Here is a 20,137-nt window from a genome sequence, read left to right as displayed (position 1 = left end):
TTGACAAGGGGATCTATCATGGTTCCCATATTGTGATACAAACCCAGGGGCAAGTTGAAGCACTTCCGCTCTACTTCCACCACCGCTTCTCATCGAAAGCCGGATTCGGCGTCGGCAGCTTTGCACCGGTGCGTTTGAGCCAAGCGTTGAGGGCGTTGGTGAGGTGGGTGGTCTTCTTCGGGCGCTCAGCGGCGACGTTGCGCGTTTCGTAGGGGTCTTCGCGGAGGTTGAAGACCTCGGTGCGCGGGCCGACGACGAGTTTGCCGTAGGGTTTGTCGTCGGGCGTGAAGCCGGTGGTGTCGAGGTAGTCGCCGAACCAGTGAATGAGCTTCCAATCGCCCTCGCGGATGACGGCGCAGGGCGTGCGGCCGTAGTTCGTGGTGTAGGTGGGCATGCGCCAGAACAAGGCAGAGCGCTGGAGCGTGCCTGTTTGCGTGAGCAGCGGCAGGAGGCTCTCGCCGTCCAAAGTAGTCATCTCGCTCCGTCGAGATGAACGGGGCGTGTTGCTGGCAGGAGGAATGTCCGATGAATCGGTAGCGTTGTTGGCGGGCGGAGTCTTCGGCTCCTCTCGCGGAGCGAGAGGGCTGCGTTGCGAAGCAGCCACACTCACAAACGTCGGATAAAAATCCACCGTGTGCACTGGCACATCACACTCGCTGCCAGGCTTCACGTTGTCAGGCCAGCGCACGATCAGCGGCACGCGGATGCCGCCTTCGTAGGGCGATCCTTTGCCTTCGCGGAGCGGCGCATTGTTCGTCACGCGGGAGAGGCCGCCGTTGTCGCTGGTGAAGATGACGAGCGTGTTCTCCGCGAGGCAGAGCGCGTCGAGTTTCGCGAGCAAGCGGCCCACTTCGTTGTCGAGATGCTCCAGCATGGCGAGGTAGTTGGCGATGGGGCGCTCGGTGGACTTGCCTTCATCGTCCGCCGACCGCTTAAAGCCGCGTGCGACATGTTTCGCGATCAAAGCCTCTGGCGCTTCCAGCTTCGTGTGCGGGCTGAAATGCGATACAAACGCAAACCACGGCCTGCTGCGGTTCGCTTCGATGAACCCGATGATGTCATCCGTGATGGCGGTGACCGTTTTGTCCTCGTGATGCTCGTTCCCATTCGCCGGACCGGCAAAATCGAAGCCGTAGGAGTCAAAGTAGCCCTCACGCTTCCGCAGGGCGGCCACCGCGTAGTTGTTCGCGATGTGCCACTTGCCGCTGATGCCCGTCGTGTAGCCCGCCTTTCGCAACGTGGTCGCCAAGGTGGCCGTCTCCGGCCCCAACGCATCCTTCGCCTCCGCCGACCGCATCGGCGCAAACGACGGCTCCTTCTCGTTCAACACCTTGAACACACCCGTGCGAGCCCCGTATTGCCCCGAAAGAAACGCCGCCCGCGTCGGCGAGCACTGGGCATCCGCATACGCCTGCGTGAAGCGCATCCCCTGCGCCGCGAGCCGATCCAAGTTCGGCGTTTGCAGGTCCTTGTTGCCATAGCAGCTCAGCGCATTCCATCCCATGTCATCCGCGAGGATGTGCAGGATGTTGGGACGCGGCTCCGCCGCGAATGACGAATGCAGAATGGCGAATGACGAAAAGAGCAGCAGCAGGTGTTTCATGGCTCGAAGGTGTTTGCAGACTCGTGCAGCTCTTTGGGCAGTTCGCCGCTCGGGTCGTCGGCGGTGAAATCGAAGGCGGTGGTCGTTTTCGTGCCGATGAAGGCATTTTGCTCCACGCGGATGTTTTTCGGCAGCAGCGGGAACTCCTTTCTCAAGTAAGCGCCCGCCGCGATGCGCGAGTCGCAGTGCTCGAAGCGGTTTTGCGTGATGAGGATGTTCTTCGGTCGGCCGTAGCCGGCGACATCGCCGTTGTCGCCGTAGTTTTCGGCGCTGCCAGCGGCCATGGCGATGGTCCAGAAGTAGTAGTTTCCCTGTTTCACCAAACGACGGAACGTGTTGCCGATCAGCACATGATCAGAACCTTCGAGCGTGATTCCGCCGACGTTTTCCTGCCCCTGACCATCGAAGACATTGCCCTGCACGAGCACGCGATTCGCCGAACGCAGCGAGAGCACGCCCTGGCAGCCAAGGAACTGATTTTCACGCACCACGACGTCGGAGGCCTTCAGCGACACGATCTCGTTTTCGCCATCGCAGTTCTCGAAAACGTTTCCTGCGATCAAAGTGCCCGATGCGGCGGCCTTTTCGCCGCTCCAGCCGATTTGCAGGATCTCGTAGCCGTTTTGATCGTCGATCTTCGGCCGGTCGATGAAGCGGTTGTTGAGCACGTGGAGTTGTTGCAAGCCGTCTTTCGGCAATTCCGCCGCGCCGATCATCTGACCGATGTGTTTAAAGCCGCGGAAGATTGAGTTCGACACCGTGTTGCCACGACCGCGCATGCTCATGAGCCACAGATGCAGCTTCGCCCAGTTCGCTGGATTCGTGGAGCCGCAGCTCTCAAAGCGCAGTCGATTGAAGATGCAGTGATTCGCCGGTTTCGCCTCGCCATTGCCCACGCGGAAGAGCACCTCGTTGTTTCTCGACACCGTCACGCCCACGAAGGCCAGATCATGCACGATCAGATGCTCGCCATGAAACGTCACCGCCGATTCGCCGGTGAAACTCACGCTCCCCGGCTTCTCCGGCCGGATAACAATCGGTGCCTCCATCGTGCCGCGACCTTCAAACGTGAACCGAGCATCTTTCCACGCTGTTCCCGCCAGCACGAGCTGATCGCCCGGCTTGAGCTTGCCGGACAACGCCCGCACCTCGACCGCCGCACGAACCACATGCACATCACCGCCGCCAAACTCAGCCGATTCGATCTTCGCGATTCGCGGATCAATCGGGCGCTGAAGATCGAGCCGCAGTGTCTTCGGCAGCTCGGCCGCCATCACGCATGCGCTCCACAAGCAAAGACAAAGCACGGCTCTCATGGCTTCGCGGCGGCTGTGAGTTTCGCTTTGTTCTTCTCCCACGCGGCATTCGGCAGCGCTTCCCACACGCGGAGTTTGCGAAAGCTCGCATCCGTGCCCGCGCCGAGCATGAGGCTGTGCTTCGCGGCACCGATGAGCGAATTGCTCAATGTGATGCTTTGCCCATCCAGCGTGCCGACGACTTCATCGCCTCGGATTTCGAGCACGACCGTGTGCCACTCGTTGAGCTTGATGGGCTTCAAGAGCTTCACCGTGCTGCCTTTTTCGCGCTGTTTGGTGGCCGGATTGATCTTGTCCGCGTCATACGGCGTCAAAAACAGCCCACCTTGGCCGAGGCTGAGCGAGATGACGTAGTCCTTCGCGTCCGTGGCCTTCACGAACAGCGAGCGATACTTCCGACCCTCGTCCGGCACGTCGTTCAGCCGCACCTCGCACTGGATAATCGCGTCTTGAAACGTCATCCCTAACGAAGCCGTGGCCGGATGATTCGCTCCCGGCGTCTCGATGCCGCGGAACTCGCCATTCGCGATCTCCCAACGCCCGCCTTTGCCGCCCGTGGCCGAACTGTTGTAGCGCCAGCCGCTGAACCCGCTCGCGAAGCCCACCGGCTTGCCCGTGAACGGAGCTGGCGCGGCAGCGAAATCTTCGCAGGCGAGCCGTTTGCCGCGTGTGGTCATCAGCGTGGCGGGATCCTCGGCCTTGGCGACAAGGCAGAGCGTGTTGAGGAAGAGCAGGGCGAGTTTCATGACTATTTCTTCTTCGCTTTGGCTGGAGCAGGAGCCTTCGGGTAGCGCACGACCTTGATGTCGTTCTTTTGTGGCGCACCGGGCGTGCTGCGGCCGGCGCGGATGAGTTTTTCGAAGGCGGCCTGCATGGTTTTGACGCGGTCGAGATGCAGCGGGGCGACGTTCATGGACTCGGCGAGGTCTTCGTCGAGGTTGTAGAGTTCCGGCTCGGCATGGGCGATGTATTTCCATGGACCATCGCGGAAGCTGGGCGTGCCGCCGCAGGCGGTGTTGACGGCGTTCGTGCGGATGGGGCGGTCTTCGCCTTTGAGCAGCGGCATCAGGCTGAAGCTGTCTTCGCCGGCGGTGTCAGGGAGCTGTGCGCCGAGGATTTCGGCCAGAGTGGCGATGGTGTCGGCTTGCAGCACGAGTTGCTTGCACACGCTGCCTGCTTTGACGACTCCGGGCCATTTCACGACGAAGGGCACTCGGTGGCCGCCTTCATAAACGGACGCTTTGTAGTCGCGCAGCGGCCCGCTGGGATAGTGGCCTTGCTTTTCCATGTCCTTCACGCCGATGTAGGACGCGCAGCCGTTGTCGCTGGTGAAAAGCACGAAGGTGTTCTCCTCGACGCCACCGGCTTTCAGCGCGTCGAGCACACGACCGAGCACCACATCGGTTTCCATCACCAGATCGGCGTAATCACTATTCAGTCCGCTTTTGCCCTTCCACTCGGCATTCACGGCCAGCGGCGTGTGCGGCGAGGTGAGCGGCAGATAGAGCAAAAAGGGCTTCTTGGCCGCTGACTGCGTCTGGATGAAGTTCTCCGCGCGAGTCGCCAAGGCGGGCAAAATGCCCTCAAGCTGCCAATTCGGCAGCGCGGGGCCTTGCAGGCTTGCCTGATTCTTCACGAGCTTCGACGTGGGCAGCAACTCGCTCGGGATGCCGACGGTGCGATCGCCGTCGATGAAGCAATACGGCGGCCAGTTCGGCACGTCGGTGCCGAAATACTCGTCAAAGCCGCGTTCCGTCGGCCCGCCGGGGATGCGTTGCGAAAAAACCGCCTTCCACGTCTCGCGATGTGCATCGGTGATCGTCGTCGAGACCTGTCCACCACCGCCTGCTTTGCCACCGAAGCCGCCAAAGTGCGCTTTCTGCGCCGGCGTGATCGGCCAGTCGCTTCCGAGATGCCATTTGCCGATGCAGGCCGTCGCGTAGCCCTGTTCTTTCGCGAGTGAGGCAATGGTGACGCGATCTTTCGCGATCAAAGGCTTGCCCCATGAGCCAACGATGCCCGATTGCAGTGTTGTGCGCCAATGGTAGCGCCCGGTGAGCAGCGTGTAGCGTGAGGGCGAGCAGCAGCCCGAACTCGAATGCCCGTCCGTGAAGCGCATGCCCTCCGCCGCGAGCCGGTTCATGTTCGGCGTCGGGATCTTGCCGCGCTCCGGGTTGTTCGCCTGCATGTCGCCATAACCGAGGTCATCGGCGAGTATAATGACGAAGTTCGGCTTTCCGTCCTTTGCTGAAGCGTCGGAGGACAGGGCCGCGGAGAGCGAGTTCGAGAGGAGAATGAAGAGCAGCAGGTGTTTCATGGTCGATGGATGAACGAACGTCGGCGGCTGCTACTGGCAGCAGCAATGACATTCGTCCCCTTGCCGGAAATCGCCACCTCACGCGGCGCGCACGATTGGTTTCATGTCATTGGACCGCATTCGTCGATGGCAAAGCTGCTGGATTTAACGGCTGTCAGGCGGCTTGCCGTCGCCGCCAAAGATGCCTTCAAGTCGCATCCCTGAAGGCAGCAGGTTGCCTTGCGGTGGATTGGCAGGAGGAAAGATCGGCTGGACTCGGTCCTGCTGCAGGGGGCGAACCTTGTCATCCCACTCCGGTTGGAGGTTGGAGCGGCGGTGCTGCTGCGGACAATGCCGCACGATGTTGATGAGCAGGATGCCGAGGATGATGTAGAGCCAGCGGTTGCCGCCGGACGTCTGGTAGCCAGCGCGAGTGGTGAACTTCGGGCGCTCCCACGGCCAGACGCGTGCGCCGGTGTGCTGTTGCATGTCGTTGAAGGCGTCGTCGAATTCAGACCGGGCTTGATTGGACAATGCACGGCCGGTGATGATCGGCTTTGCCTCAGCGAGGAAGTTTTTGAACACTCCGGCACCGATGTGAGCTGGCTGGGTGTGCACCTGCGCGATCCCGCGGGCGATCAGGTAGCGGAGCCGTGCCTCGGGCGCGTCGAACTCCGGTGGGGGCTCGCTTTCCAGCAGTTCCTGGGCAGCAGCGTAATCGCGTTTGACCACAGCGAGGCCATACGCGGCAGTGCTGACATGTTGAGGCCAGGTGTCGTCCCGCAATCCCCTGGCGAGGACATGCTGGCTGACCTCGGCGGCGAGATCGTTGGCTTGAAGCATGCGCTGGCTGTGAGAAAGGTTCCAGAGCGCCCACGCCGGGGCGTCTTCACGGCGGTAGTCCGGCATGAGCCAGTCCGCGCAGGAGCGCCAAGCACCAGCGCAGGCGAGCGCGTAACCCACCTTGCCCCAGATCTCCGCATCCGCACGCAGGGCCGGCCCGCAGCGTGCGGCAAAGGCTTCCACGTGAGGCACGGCAGCGCCTGCCTGGCCGATGCTGTCGAGGTAGTGAGCGATGGCGAAATTCAATCGTTCGCCGAGCCGTTCGCTCCAGGTGGCGAGGCGCTGCCAGCACTGCCAGCGTTGCTGGCTGACCTCTGTTTCCACCCAGAGGATGGCAAAGGAGGGACCGATGGTGTCGGCCGTCACGGCGGCGGCCAGGGCGTCGTTGAGGAGGGTGCCAGCCTTGCGCTGGTTGGACTGGAAGTAGTCCAGGATCGTTTTGAGCAAGGGACCCAGCATGTCCGGCTGGGTGGCCAGCCAGTCGAGCTCCGTGCGTGCCTTGTCCTGCTCCCCGCTGTGAACGGCGGCGAGCATGAGATACACGCGCTTGATCAGACCGCAGGTGCCGGTGCTGGTCAGTCCTGCCGCAGCCTGGCGAAGAAGGTCGATCTCCCGCTTCTGCCAATGCAGATCGAGGAGCAATTGCGCAGCGAGCGGGCTGCCGGGGTCGGCCTGCAAGGCCTGCCGCAAAAGCGTGATCGCACGATCACGCTGCCCGGCGCGCAGAGCTGCCTCCGCCGCTGCGCAATAGGGCCCGGGCTGCCGCGGCGCGAGGCGGATCATTTCTTCCGCGGCGCGACGCCATTCTGAGAGGTCGGAGCGCTGTTCGGCCCACGTGGCATACATGTCCCATCCCCATTGGTAGTCACGGTGCCGCTCCAGCACGACGCGCATGCGGCGCATGGCACCCGCCACGTCTCCACGCACCGCCTGCAGCCATGCGTGCCGGCCTTGCAGAGGAAAAGGCATTTCCTCGCTGCGCCAGGGAGTCGATTCGAGAACGCGTTCCGCATCATCCATGCGGCCCATTCTTGCCAGTGTCTCCATGCGGAAGTCATAGGCGTCCACGAGCCGTGGATTGAGCTGGAGCGCACGTTCATTGGCCGCCAGCAGCTCGGTGATGCGGGAATACGGCAGCAGACGAGCGAGCGTGTCCCAGGAGCGGGCCTCGTCCGGGCGGTCACACGTGAGCTTTTCCGCGATCGCGATGAGGCGCGGCAGACGTTGCATGACCGGCGCCCACGAATGCAGGCAGCTCCAGGCCCACGCCGCGCCGGGATCCTCCTGAACGGCATTTTCCGCGATGTCCCAGGCTTCTTCACGGCGTTGGAGCCGGAAGAGCAGCTCGGAGAGCTGCTGGCGTGTGGCAGAATCCTGCGGCAGGCGCGCACAGGCGGCCCGCAGAGTCTCGAGCGCCTCCTCGTGGCGCTGGGCTTCATCCAGGTATCGGGCCAGAAGACACCAGCCGGTGGACCAGTCCGGGCTGAGCGTCACCATGTGGCGCGCGCATTGGAGCGCGGCCTCGGGTTTGCCCGCACGATTCCAGACCTCGGCCATGTCATGCCACGCGCCGGGCAGGAGGACGAATTTCTCTGTCGTCTGCTGAGCCACGCGCAGGGCCTCGTCCGTCATTCCACAATCGCAAAGCTGCTCGATCAGGACGCTCCAGGTTTCCCACAGGTCCGGACGCGCGGCGTGGATGACGCGGAGCTCGCCGAGCAGCTCCTCCTGCCTGAGCACACCGAAAGCATGGGTGCGATAGGCGTGCAGCGTGGCACCCGTGAGCACCTGGCGCACCATCTCCTCATGGACAAGGCGAAGCTCGCGTCGTTTGGCGTCCGTGCCGGGCTGCAGCAGGAGAAGACCGGCGATGCAGCCTGGCTGGTTCACATCCAGATGGATCGCAGCGTGGTAACTCTCCTGCGCGTCCGCATTGCGGCCGAGCTCGGCGAGCACGCTCGCAACCACTGCATGGCTGATGGCATGATCGCGGGCGATCTCGACGGCTTTTTGCGCGTGTTCGAGCGCCTCCGCGCCACGGCCGAGGTCGTTCAACAAAAGCGCCAGCTCCCGCTGTCCCCAGGCATCGTCAGGATGACGGGCGGTGATTTCGCGAAGGCGTTCGACGGCCTGCTGCGGCGCGGTTTCCCGCAGCCACTGGGCGTGAAGCTTCGCGATTCCGTGGTGATGGGGAAAGCGTGCGGCCATGCCTGCCACGTGCTGCAATGCCGCCTGGGCACCCTCAGCGGCGGCCAGATCACGCGCATAGGCACCGTGGGCATCCAGCGCGAGGGGCTCCTTGTCCAGAATCTCGCGGCAGACCGCCATCTCGGCCGCGTGACCGGTGAAACGGCCCTTCAACGCCGCCTTCGCACGAAGCCACTGGCCGGGGGCGGAGTGACCGCAGGCACGTTCGAGGAGTTTTTCAGCCTCGGCGGCATTTCCGAGCCGCATTTCGAAATGGAGCAACTGCAGCAGGAGGTCGCCCGCGGCAGGATGCTGCTCCAACGCGGCCCGCAGGACATCGTGGGCCTCCGGCAGGTTCATGGAATCGAGCGCAAAGGCCAGTGTCATGGCCGGTGCCGGCGTTCGGGCTCCATAATCGCGCACACGCCTGCGCAGCCACTCCAGCGCCTCGTCGGTGCGGCCCTGGCTGCGCATGAGGGCGAACCAGGATTCCGCGTTCGCCTCCACCTTGTCCGTCATCGTCACGGCAAAGCGGCAGGGGACCAGCCAGTCGTCCGCCGACGCGTTTTCCACGCGGCGGAGCACCGCGCCGAGAGCCGAGAGCAGCCCGGTGTCCGTGGGATGGCGGCGGTGGGCACGGCGGACGAGCGAACGCGCCTCCGGCCAGTCCCGTGCGTCATCCAGCAGCTCCGTGGCCAGGTGCATGTAGAAGGCGGGAGGGCAGATCTTCTGCGTCACGACACCACGCAGCAGGCGCAGGCGTTCAGCACGGGTCCCGAGGGTGCGCAGCGCGTTGTAGTGCCAGTGGAGAAGCCTCGGATCGTCGGGATACACCTCCAGGAGGCGTTCGATCGCATGGAGTCGCGCGACTTCGTTGCCATCAAAGCTGGCCATGGTGACGTGTGCCAGCAGTGTGAGGCGGTGTTGCGGCGCGAGACGTTCCAAATCTTCCAGCGCGGCCTGTGCCTCATCCCGCTGATAAACGGAGAGTGCCTTGTTCAGGCGGTGGTAGTGCTCATAGGGCTCTGCGTCGGGCAAGGTGAAGGAGACCAGCCTGTCTTCCTGCTCCGCCGGCACCAGCACGAGGCCGCGCGGACCGTTGAGGCGGTAGTTTTGCAGGAACTCGTCGGTGTTCACCTCCCGGTAATGCGGTTCACCCGGATCCTGGATGAAAAGACTCTCACGCAGCAGGTCATAGCCCACCACGGCCTGCGAATGTCCGCTGCCGACCTCCACGGTGTGCAGGACAAAGGGAATGCCGGCGTCGATGAGCTGCTGCGCGGCCTCCAGCGTCACGGTGAACTCGCGGGAGGTGAAGCCATTCTCCCGCGCCCAGGTGCGCTCACTGTGGTCGTAAGTGCCGTCGTAGCAGATGGCGTCGGTGATCTGCTCCATGGAGATCGGTTTGCGCCAGTAGGCGGCGATGGCGGCGAGGGTGGCGGGCGCGCAGGTGTTGTGCTTTTGCAGCACAAACTCGGTGGGAAGACGTTTTCGCGTGTTCTGGACGCCAGGCGCACGCAGCCTGCTGGCAAAGGCGGCGTAGTGGGTGCCGGGCAGTTTTTCCGCCTCGGCCGCCGCCTGCGGATAGTCTCCGCGCAGCGTGAGCAGGTCCACACGACGAGCGGTGACCCACTGGCGCTCCGCCTTGCCCGCGATCACTGCCAGCTCGTCATAGCGATCAGCCAACGCCTCCATTCCCGCGTGGTCATCGACCTCCCGTTTCAAGGTCATGAGCTGCATGACGATGACGGCGCTCTGCATGTGGCCGAGCGCTTCCGTCAGGAAGGCGATGGCCTCGTCCACGCGGCCGAGAAGATGCAGCATGCGTGCGCGGAACTGCACTGCGGGCCGGTACCAGGCCTTCCACTGCAACGATTGTTCGAGCACTTCCAGGGCTTCCTGCCTCCGCTCGGCGGAGAGCAACAACGTCGCATGCTCCACCGCCAGCCACGGCGATTGTGGATTCAGCGCCAATGCCTCCTCCAGCAGCGGAAACGCCGTGCCGAAGTCACGATAGTGGCCTGCGATGACCGCCCGCATGCTTTTGAGGTAGGACAACTCGTGCGGCCGCTCCTTGGCAAGCAACTCGGACGCCAGACAGTGCCGCCAACTGCGCAGCAAACCCTGGCCCTGAAGATAATATCCAAAGTGCACTGCTGTGGTGACATTCAGCGGATCCTCGCGACGTGCACGGCAGATCAGCAACTGTCCGAGGCGGGAGGCACCGAGGTTGTTGGAGAGACGAAAGGCAAATGTCTGCGCGTCAGAGCCACGCCAAAGCTGCAGAGGGCCGGCCGTGCGCACGTGACGCCAGGCATCGACATAGCGTCCTTCATCATACAGCCGCGTGCTTTCCTCAATGAGCGCCGCGTCCACGTTTGCTCGTGTTGTGCCAGTTTCCCTGAGCGGCAATTTCGGGATCAAATCGTCATCAGCCATGGATGCGCGCCGTCATAGCGGAGTGGGGCGAGATTTGGCAAGCGGTGATCATCCTCGATGTGGAATTGGTTGCCGGGGCAGGAGTCACGCGTCACCTCATTCCCGGGCGACCAGCCTATGTTACAACCTTTGGAATTGACCTAAGGGCGCTGGATTCGGTAACATCGTAGTTAATTCATTTTCAATCCAGTGTGGCGGCAACAACCCGCCATCCGGGACACGATTGAATCCAACCACTCTTAGTTATGTCCGCCCGTCGTTTCCGCATGCTGGCCTTGTTGCCGTTGTGCCTATGGTCCGTATCTGCCATCGCGTCCGTCACTGATCAGATCAAATGGCCGCCTGGCCAGGTGCCTGTAGACCAGACCAACGGATCAGACAGGCTGGATGACATCTGGCAGGGGCTGTTTAACGCATGGGCGCTCGACCCGGACGGGGACGACGACAAGGACGGCTGCAAAAACATCGTTGAGTCGATCGCGGGCACGGATCCGTTCAAGGCCAACGATTGCTTCAAAATCGGCGACATGACAATCGCGGGGGCTGCCGTCGTTTTCACAGCGAAGGTGGAAGCCGGCAAGCAATACCGGGTGCTCAGCTCGGACGGTCCTGCGGGTCCTGTTTGGGTGGCAGAAACGCTGCAAACTCCGGTCTCGGATGTTCAGGTATATGTCCCTGCTGCGGATCAGGCGGAGGTTTTCATATCGATCCAGAAGCCGGGTGACGCTAAGAAGTTCTACAAGCTGGAAACCTCGGATGTGGACAGCAACGGGGACGGCGTGTCTGACTGGGTGGCGCGGAAGCTGGGGCTGAATCCCACCTCCACCGACAGCAATGGCGATGGCGTGAGCGACGTGGATGAGATCACGCAGGAGCTGAAGACCCAGGACGTCGTGACCGTGGGTGCCGACAACGCCTTTGCATCGGAAGACGGTGGCACACCAGGAATGCTGCGCCTGCGCCGCAATCGAAGCCTGCTGGGGGCGACGATCACCTACTCGTTAGGCGGTTCCGCCAATCCTGGGGTCGATTTTGCGAGTCTGACTGGCAGTGTTCACTTTGCCCCGGGATCGAAGGAGGCGTTCATCACCATCACTCCCCAGCTGGACAGCAATCTGGAAGGCGGCGAACTCGTGACGGTGACCCTGACCGGCGGCATGACCGATTCGTCCATCCCGGTGCAGATTGGCGGGGCAGCCCAGGCGAGTGTGGTCATCAACAACACCGCGGCGCCTTCAGGAACTGGTTTGCTGGCACGGTACTATGACAACGCCAGCAGCACCTACATGCACGGGGTGAATTTTGGCGAGATCAGCACCTATGCTTACACGCGTTCTGGGACGTCGCCGAATTACACCGGCACGGTGGTGATCCCCTGGAACAAGACACCCGCCGTGAAGGTGGGGGATGTGGTGCGGGCGACCTTCACGGGAGGGAATCTGAACACCACGGCTTTCAACAACCTGGATTACGTGGTCTCGGCCGTCAATTCAGGCACTTTCACGTTGAGCCTGGCCGGGGCCGGTCTGCCGGGGAGCAGCAGCAGCAGTTGCAATTTCAGCATGCAATCCTTTCCGCATCCGGCGCTGATCACGCGGGTCGATCCGGACGTGAACTTCGAATGGATGGGTGGCACGCCGAACGGGGTGGGGACAGTGGCCGCCGCTGGAACCACGGCGACGAATGTGCCCGACAACTACTCCGACACGTTCGAGATGTACCTGCATCCGGCCGCGGCGGGCAGCTATCGCTTCCAGCTCGATGCGGATGACAAGGCCCGCGTGCTGCTGGATCAAAACGGCGACGGCATTTTTCAGGATCCGGCGGAGCAGATCGTCGAGCACGGCTGGGACACGGCCGCCACCGGCAGCCCTGGCGATGGCGTGGCGGATGACGAAGTGATCGGCACCTTCAAGATCAGTGCCGGCATTCCGCTGGTGGTGCCCGGGAGTGCCGCGCAGCGTTACCGCATGCGGGTCGAGCACGTGGAATCGACAGGCGAGGCCCGCTGCCGCCTGCAATGGAGCCGCGATGGAGGCACGTTTGCGAACATCCCGCAAGGGGAGCAGTACTCCCACACCGACGCGGCGACCTACACCTTCACCCGGACGAACGCCACCACCGGAACAGCCACGATCACGCTGAACGGGCATGGCCTGAGCAATGGTGCGCAGGCGACGGTGGCGTTCTCGGCCGGGAACCTGTTCACGCCGAACCTCTCGGACCTGGCCGGCTACAGTGGCGCCTACACGGTCTCCGGCGTGACCGCGACCACCTTCACCATTCCGATCACCGGCACGAATCTTCCGTCGAGCGTCACCACGGGCACCAGTTGCTTCCTCGAAGGCCGTGCGACGAGCACTTCGACCGGTGTTTACAACAAGACCTTCTCCAACACGACTTTCTCGAACACGCCTGTGCGCATCGGCGTGGACGCGGCGGTGACCGCCAGCAACAACGGCCTGTGGGGCACCGGCACGCCTGATTCCACCCTGATCAATCCCGACACCTTCACCGTGCGGTGGACCGGGCAGGTGCAGCCGCAGTTTACGGAGGACTACACCTTTGTCGTGCAGGCGGATGACGGCTGCACCCTGTGGGTCAACGGCCAGCTTCAGGAGTTGAAGATGTTTCCGTCTGCCAACTCCGGTGGCAGCACTTACATTTATGACAGCGCCACGGGAAACACGATCGTGAACCACGCCAACGCGATTTTGAAGCTGGGCAGTGTGGCGGTGGGGGAGACGGTGCGGCTTGATCCATCCAGCGGAAGCCTTACCAACGCCAACGGCAGCACCTACACCTATGACACCGCCACCGGGCTGCTGGTCGTGAACTATTCCAACCTCACCAACATCGCCGCAGGCAGTTTCGCCGTCGGGGAGACGGTGGAGATCGATCCGACGACGGGAAACGTGAACCAGGGCCAGATCCCGTATGAGATCATCGCGGCCACCGCGACCACCTTCACCGTGAACATCGGCGCGGGCCTGTTCCCATCGGGTTCCGGCAACATCAACGTGAGCGACATCAGCAACCGCCCGGTGACGGCGGTGTATGTGGCTGGCACGGGCACCTACAGCTACACATCGACGAATGGAAACGCGGTGATCGATTACTCCGCACTGGGACTCCCGGCGAACGCCTTTCAGATCGGGCAGAATGTGCTGGTGGATCCGACCAGTGGGAACTTGAGCGGGCAGGTTTACACCTCCAAAGCAATCACCGCTGTCACCGCGACGACGTTCACCGTCAGTTACGGCACTGGATTCACGACGGGCACGGGTTCCATCGCGATGATCGGCATCGATGTGCCGATCGGCTCCGGTGCGGGGCAGGTGCCTGCTTCGTTGACGGGGGCCTTCGTGGTCAATCACCCTGCGGGCCGCTATGCGAACAACAGCCTGGGCAGCATCAACTTCGATTTCGTCAGCAAGCCGCTCAAAGACTGGTCCTCCAACGGCAATGAACGCTACGTGCGGCTGCCGATGATCGGCGGCACCAAGTATGACATCCGGCTCGACTTCTGGGAGAACGGCGGTTTCTCCCGCTGCAAGCTGTCGTGGTTCAGCCCCAGCCAGCCAAAGCAGATCATCCCCACGGAGCGCCTCTATCCGTCTGAAGCCCCGCTCTCTCCAGCCGCCCATGTGAGCGCCACCGATGTGGCCGCGCTGGTCGGCGGACAGGTGATCATTCCGGTGGCTGTGAGCAACGGAGCCGCCGTGAACCTGAGCGGCGTTCCGCCCTGGCTGACCTACAGCGGCGGTGTTCTGAGCGGCACACCGCCGGCGAATGCCGCGGGCGACTACCAGATTCTCATCACCATCACCGATGCGAACGGCACCAGCAATTCGCTGATCAATCTGCACGTTGAGGACGCCGGCGGCACCGTGGTGCGTGAGCAGTGGGACGGCGTGACGGGCACGACCGTGGCCGCCATTCCCACCAGCAGCGTGCCCAGCAGCACCAGCCAGCTCACCTCACTCCAGGCACCGACGGACGCGGGCGACAATTACGGGGCGCGCATCCGCGGCTACATCACCGCTCCGGTCACGGGGAACTACTACTTCTGGATCGCCGCCAGCAACAGCGCCGAGCTGTGGATCTCGAACGACGACGACTCGATCAATGCCTTCAAACGCGCCTCCGTGGCGACCGGCAGCACCACGCCGCAGACCTGGAATGCCGAGCCCGGCCAGAAATCGCCCTGGCTGGCACTGGAGCAGGGGAAACGCTACTACTTCGAGATCCTGCACAAGGCGGGAGCCGGTGCGGGCGACAATCTGGCCGTCGGCTGGTCGAAACCGGGTGAAAATGAGGCTGCACCGGCCGAAATCGTGCCTGGCTACGTGCTTTCCGCGTATGAGCCGCCGGCTCCGGGATCGTCCTCAGGCACACTGTATGTCGCCACCATGCTGGCCCAGGGCGGGGCGGAAACGAACGGCGTCGGCACAGCCACCCTGCGGCTGAGCGAGGACGAAACCGTGGCCTACGTGACTTTCAACCACAGCGGACTCACCGGACCGCTGACGGACTGGCACGTGCACGCCGATCCCTACCTCACGCACCCCTCGGACATCATCTACGATGGCACGGAACCGCTGCCAGGGGATGGACCGCAGCCAGATGGCAGCCACAAATGGAACATCCAGGCCGCCGGCACCCTCTCCGCCGCCGATATCCGCGAGCTGATCAAACAGGGCAAGGCCTACATCAATCTGCACACGGCCTTGTATCCGAATGGCGAGATCCGCGGCAATTACACGCTGTCGAACGGCTCCCGCACCTTCACGCCGCCGCCGCCCCCGCCCTCGTGGACGGATGATCACACCGATGCCGCCGCCGCCGCCCGCTTCCTCACGCAGGCCACCTTCGGGCCGAACCTCAGCGACATCCAGGCCCTGCAGGGAATGGCCAGTTACGAGGCCTGGATCGATGATCAGTTCACCAAAGCGGCCACGCCGCACCTGCCGGAGGTCATTCGCACGGAGCAGGCCAGCGCCCAGGGCGGCGCGTATGAGGAGACCCTCACCTTCAACTCCTGGTGGCGGAACTCCATCACCGGTAATGACCAGTTGCGCCAGCGCATCGCCTTCGCGTTGAGCGAAATCCACGTCGTCTCCGCCCAGGGGCCGCTGGATAACAACGCGCTCTCGCTTTCCTACTTCTACGACGTGCTGCTGCAGAATGCCTTCGGCAACTTCCGGGACATCCTCGAAGGCACCACGCTGACCCCGACGATGGGCCGCTATCTGGACATGCTGCGCAACGACAAGCCGGACCAGACCGTGGGTCGCATCCCGAATGAAAACTACGCGCGCGAGATCAAGCAGCTCTTCTCGATCGGCCTCTACCGCATGTGGCCGGACGGCACCCTCATGCTCAGCGCGAAGGAATCCCCGATCGACACCTACACCCAGCGCGAGATCATCGGCTTCGCCCACGTCTTCACGGGCTGGGACTACGGCTACGACGGCGCCTTCCGCACAGCATTGAATGCGCCGACAAACTGGACCCGCCAGATGCGCGAGGTGCCCGCCCGCCACTTCACCGGGCCGAAACGGCTGCTCAACAACGAGGTCCTGCCCGGCTTGCGCACGCTGGCCGGCCAGCCGCTCGATCCGTATGCCACCCACATCTCCGCCCAGCAGGAAGATCCGGCTTACAAGGCGCTCCCGGCCGCTGAGCTCGACGTGTCCCACGACCAGCTCTTCAATCATCCGAACGTCGGCCCCTTCATCTGCCGTCAGTTGATCCAGCGCCTCGTCACCAGCCATCCATCGCGCGATTACCTCTACCGCGTGGTGCAGAAGTTCAACGACAACGGCTCCGGCGTCCGTGGCGACATGAAGGCGGTCATCAAGGCCATCTTGCTCGATTACGAGGCCCGCAGCCCGGACATGATCGACAAGCCCGCCTTCGGCAAGCAGCGCGAGCCTGTGATGCGTGTGGCCGCCGCCGCCCGTGCCTTCCGCAAGAACGGCTGGACTGGCACCTACACCCAAAGCAGCACCAACAGCGATCCGCGGTTGATCACCATCACCACTTCCACCCCGCATGGCTTCTCCGGCACCAGCAATCAGTTCCTGGACTTCACCACCGGCACTCCGGCACCGTGGATTGGCACTTACTCCGTGGCGAGGACCGGCACCAACACGCTGACCACCACCGCGAACGGCTGGGCCACGGGCACCTACAGCATTCCAGCCAATTCCACCACCTGCACCGTCACCATGAGCAACCACTGGCTGCAAAACGGCCACAAAGTCTTCGTGGAGTTCCGCGACGGTGCCGCGAACAACGATGTGGCGGTGGACAGCCTCGTTTACACGCTCACCTCCGCCAGTGCGGAAACGGGAACGAATGGCACCTTCACCTTCACGGTGGCGAACACCTCCGCCAGCGCCCGCACGGGCAACTGCATCATTCCGCGCTTCACGCCCGGGAGCTTCACCACAGCCGCTTCCGGTCTCGCTGCGCCGAACGACCGCCGCGTGACCATGGACACGAACTTCAACCACGAGCTCAATCCTGGCGACCAGGTGCAGCTCAACTTCACCTCCGGCAGCAATCCGCAGCCTGTGGACATGGTCGTCACCGTCGAAAGCGTGGTGGATCTGAATACCTGGACCTTCCTGGCACCCGCTTCGGGCACCAATCTCGGCACCAATCAGGGGAACAACAGCGTTTATCAGTTCCCGCTCAAATCGCTGCCGCTCACCCGCAGCGGGAATGTCGGCTCACGCCCGAGCACCTTTGCGATGAACAACACGACGCTGGATCTGGAGCAGTCGCCGCTGAACTCGCCCACGGTGTTCAACTTCTACCTGCCGGAATACAAATACCCCGGCGCTCTGGCCTCCCAGGGCATCACCACCCCGGAATTCCAGGAGACGGCGGAGACCACCGTCATCCGCCAGGCGAATTATCTCTACAACGGCATCTTCGCCAGCGGGCTGGACACCATGAGCAGCTTCAACAACGGCGGCAACGCGCTGGTGATGAACTTCGAATTCTGGATGACCGGCAACGCCGCCAACAACGCCCTCGGCAATCCCGCCAGCACCAGCGTGCCGTGGACGCACAACCAGAACCTCGACGCGCTCATCGACCAGATGGACACGCTGCTCATGTCCGGCCAGTTGTCCGACCAGGCGAAGCTCGTCATCAAGAACTTCATCGCCACGCCGATCTCGTCCATTTCCGTGGCCAGCCCCTGCACGGTGACCACCACCATTCCGCACAACTTGAACACGGGTGACACCGTCTGCATCAGCAGTGTGACGAACGGCACTTTTTCCTCAACATTGAACAACACCACCACGATACGCGGCGTCACAGTGCTCAGTCCCACCACCTTCCGGCTGGACGGGGGAGGACTCACAACGAACGCGAATCCGGTGAACTGCACCGCCGCACCGAACGCCTCCGGTCTGACCAATGCGCATGTGTCCGTGGTCACTTACAATCAGGGCACCACGACGCCCACGAACACGAACCGCAGGGACCGCATCCGCAGCCTCCTGCACCTGATCCTCACCAGTCCCGACTTCACCATCCAGCGCTGAACCACCATGAGCACCACCCAAGCGCCCCAAATCATCAACACCCGCCGCCGCTTCCTGCGGAACACCGCCTACGCCGGCCTCGGCGCCACCGCCATCGGCGGCACCTTGCGTGACCTGCGGCTGGTCAGCTCCGCCATGGCCTCCCAGACCTTCACGGACTACCGGGCGCTGGTCTGCCTCTTCATGGCCGGCGGCAATGACGCCAACAACTGGATCGTCCCCTCCGACAACACCGCCTACAACGAGTACACCGCCATCCGTGGCAATCTGGCCCTGCCCTCCACCTCCCTCCTGCCTCTGCGCACCGGTCCAAACGGCGGCGATCCCGCCTTCCAGGATGCCGACGGCCACACCTACGGCTTCCATCCCTCCTGCGTCGAAATGCAGACGCTCTTTGGCGAAGGCAAGCTCGCTCCCGTGTTCAACGTCGGCACGCTCGTGCGTCCGACCACCCGCGCCCAATACCTGGCCAACCCCACCTTCTATCGCCCGCCGCAGATCTTCTCCCACAGCGACCAGGTCACGCAGTGGATGACCTCCATCCCCGACCAGCCGCCGCTCACCGGCTGGGGCGGCCGCATCGCCGACATCCTCAATGCCAATGCCAATCCCACCGGCAAAATCTCCATGTCCGTGTCGCTCAATGGCAACAACACCTTCGAGATCGGCAATCTCATCGCCCAGTATCACGTCTCCACCGCCGGGGCCGTGGTCCTCAGCGGCGGCACCCTCATGAGCGGTACCGGCACCCGGGTGAAGGCCATGCGCGATCTCATGGCCACCAGTTCCGTCAATCTTCAGCGGGGAGCGTATCGGGACGTGCTCAGCAACGCCATCGTCACCGGCGATCTGCTCAACAGCAGCATCGCCGCCACCAACGAGGCCGCCCAGGGCGGCACCTGGGTCTGGAACACCCCGTTCCCCACCTCCAGCCTGGGCAACCAGTTGAAAATGATCGCCCGCATCATCCAGGCACGTGGTCCCACGGCCTTTGACATGAAGCGGCAGATCTTCTTCTGCTCCACCGGCGGTTTCGACACGCACACCGCCCAGGTCACCCTCACACCCAATCTCAACACCACCACCGGCACCCACGCCAATCTGCTCAACGACATCAGCGAGTGCATGTTCGCCTTCCAGCGGGCCATGGAGCAGCTCGGCGTCGCCAACAGCGTCACCACCTTTACCGCCAGCGACTTCAGCCGCACCTTCCCCACCAACAGCCAGGGCAGTGACCACGGCTGGGGCTCCCACCACTTCGTCATGGGCGGTGCCGTCAAAGGCGGCCAGACCTACGGTCACCTGCCCGCCCTCGCCATCAACGGCCCGGACGACACCGGCACCGGCCGCTGGATCCCCACCCTGGCCGTGGACCAGCATTCCGCCACGCTGGCGAAGTGGTTCGGCGTCTCCGGCAGCGACATGGCCGCCATCTTCCCGAACTTGTCGCGTTTTTCCTCCTCCGACCTCGGCTTCATGCTCTAGAGGTGCCTTCCATCAGTCATGTCAGGCCGCATCCTGTCATCGGGGCATTCTGGCCCCGTCCGGAAGGGGCCAGGAATGGCCCCAATACCCACTAGCTGGCACGCACCACCACGCCGTGTTTGAAATCCTCCCTCTCACTTTCCCTGTGCCGCAGAGCGGCAACGGTCTCGTTGCCCGGCCTTTCAAGGCCGGGAGGCCTTGCACGAGTCATGCCGCCAGCCGCAGCCCGCGTCGCAGCGCGACGCTCGAACCCGTGCTTGGGTCAGCCGTGGGTCCGTGTGTCGCTCTGCGACACACCTTTGCTGGCAAAGTCCTGCGCTCTCCCATCTTCCCGGCCTTGAAAGGCCGGGCCACGCCACGGTCGTCGCGCTGCGACTTTCCTGCACGTTTTCAAACACGA

At 63.2% G+C, this 20,137-nt stretch carries 8 protein-coding genes; 3 read left to right on the top strand and 5 right to left on the bottom strand.

Going from position 1 to position 20,137, the window contains the following annotated elements:
- Window positions 1-70 precede the first annotated feature (70 nt).
- The 5 genes from IAE77_RS01185 to IAE77_RS01165 all read right to left on the bottom strand — a co-directional run bounded on the left by IAE77_RS01185 (window position 71) and on the right by IAE77_RS01165 (window position 10,684).
- Window positions 71-1,603 (bottom strand): sulfatase, encoded by a 1,533-nt coding sequence (locus IAE77_RS01185; protein ID WP_294220614.1) that lies wholly within the window; start codon window positions 1,601-1,603, stop codon window positions 71-73.
- The gene (locus IAE77_RS01180; RefSeq protein ID WP_294220612.1) at window positions 1,600-2,919 is read right to left on the bottom strand and encodes a polysaccharide lyase 6 family protein; all 1,320 of its coding nucleotides are present in this window, start codon (window positions 2,917-2,919) and stop codon (window positions 1,600-1,602) included. The genes IAE77_RS01185 and IAE77_RS01180 overlap by 4 nt, the downstream gene beginning before the upstream one ends.
- Window positions 2,916-3,665 (bottom strand): hypothetical protein, encoded by a 750-nt coding sequence (locus tag IAE77_RS01175; protein WP_294220610.1) that lies wholly within the window; start codon window positions 3,663-3,665, stop codon window positions 2,916-2,918. The genes IAE77_RS01180 and IAE77_RS01175 overlap by 4 nt, the downstream gene beginning before the upstream one ends.
- Window positions 3,666-3,667: 2 nt before the next feature.
- The gene (locus tag IAE77_RS01170) at window positions 3,668-5,236 is read right to left on the bottom strand and encodes an arylsulfatase (RefSeq protein ID WP_294220606.1); all 1,569 of its coding nucleotides are present in this window, start codon (window positions 5,234-5,236) and stop codon (window positions 3,668-3,670) included.
- Window positions 5,237-5,380: 144 nt separating this feature from the next.
- Window positions 5,381-10,684 (bottom strand): C39 family peptidase, encoded by a 5,304-nt coding sequence (locus IAE77_RS01165; protein ID WP_294220604.1) that lies wholly within the window; start codon window positions 10,682-10,684, stop codon window positions 5,381-5,383.
- Window positions 10,685-10,929: 245 nt separating this feature from the next.
- On the opposite strand from IAE77_RS01165, the gene IAE77_RS01160 reads away from it, so the two are divergent.
- The 3 genes from IAE77_RS01160 to IAE77_RS01150 form a co-directional block, all read left to right on the top strand.
- Window positions 10,930-18,252, top strand: a complete 7,323-nt coding sequence (locus IAE77_RS01160; RefSeq protein WP_294220600.1) for a DUF1800 family protein — start codon at window positions 10,930-10,932, stop codon at window positions 18,250-18,252.
- A gap of 6 nt (window positions 18,253-18,258) precedes the next feature.
- On the top strand, window positions 18,259-19,737 hold the full coding sequence (locus IAE77_RS01155) for a DUF1501 domain-containing protein (protein WP_294220597.1): 1,479 nt from the start codon (window positions 18,259-18,261) through the stop codon (window positions 19,735-19,737).
- A 115-nt stretch (window positions 19,738-19,852) separates the two neighbouring features.
- Window positions 19,853-20,137: hypothetical protein (locus IAE77_RS01150; protein WP_294220594.1), on the top strand; the 285-nt coding region annotated here is incomplete at its 3' end.

It is taken from the genome of Prosthecobacter sp. (assembly GCF_014879935.1).
GTDB lineage: Bacteria > Verrucomicrobiota > Verrucomicrobiia > Verrucomicrobiales > Verrucomicrobiaceae > Prosthecobacter.
This window is presented reverse-complemented; position numbering and strand designations above follow the sequence as displayed.

What these genes read in the sequence shown, in the direction of transcription:
- IAE77_RS01185 (WP_294220614.1), bottom strand. Translation starts at nt 1,603, where the DNA reads ATGAAACACCTGCTGCTGCTCTTTTCGTCATTCGCCATTCTGCATTCG.
- IAE77_RS01180 (WP_294220612.1), bottom strand. Translation starts at nt 2,919, where the DNA reads ATGAGAGCCGTGCTTTGTCTTTGCTTGTGGAGCGCATGCGTGATGGCG.
- IAE77_RS01175 (WP_294220610.1), bottom strand. Translation starts at nt 3,665, where the DNA reads ATGAAACTCGCCCTGCTCTTCCTCAACACGCTCTGCCTTGTCGCCAAG.
- IAE77_RS01170 (WP_294220606.1), bottom strand. Translation starts at nt 5,236, where the DNA reads ATGAAACACCTGCTGCTCTTCATTCTCCTCTCGAACTCGCTCTCCGCG.
- IAE77_RS01165 (WP_294220604.1), bottom strand. Translation starts at nt 10,684, where the DNA reads ATGGCTGATGACGATTTGATCCCGAAATTGCCGCTCAGGGAAACTGGC.
- IAE77_RS01160 (WP_294220600.1), top strand. Translation starts at nt 10,930, where the DNA reads ATGTCCGCCCGTCGTTTCCGCATGCTGGCCTTGTTGCCGTTGTGCCTA.
- IAE77_RS01155 (WP_294220597.1), top strand. Translation starts at nt 18,259, where the DNA reads ATGAGCACCACCCAAGCGCCCCAAATCATCAACACCCGCCGCCGCTTC.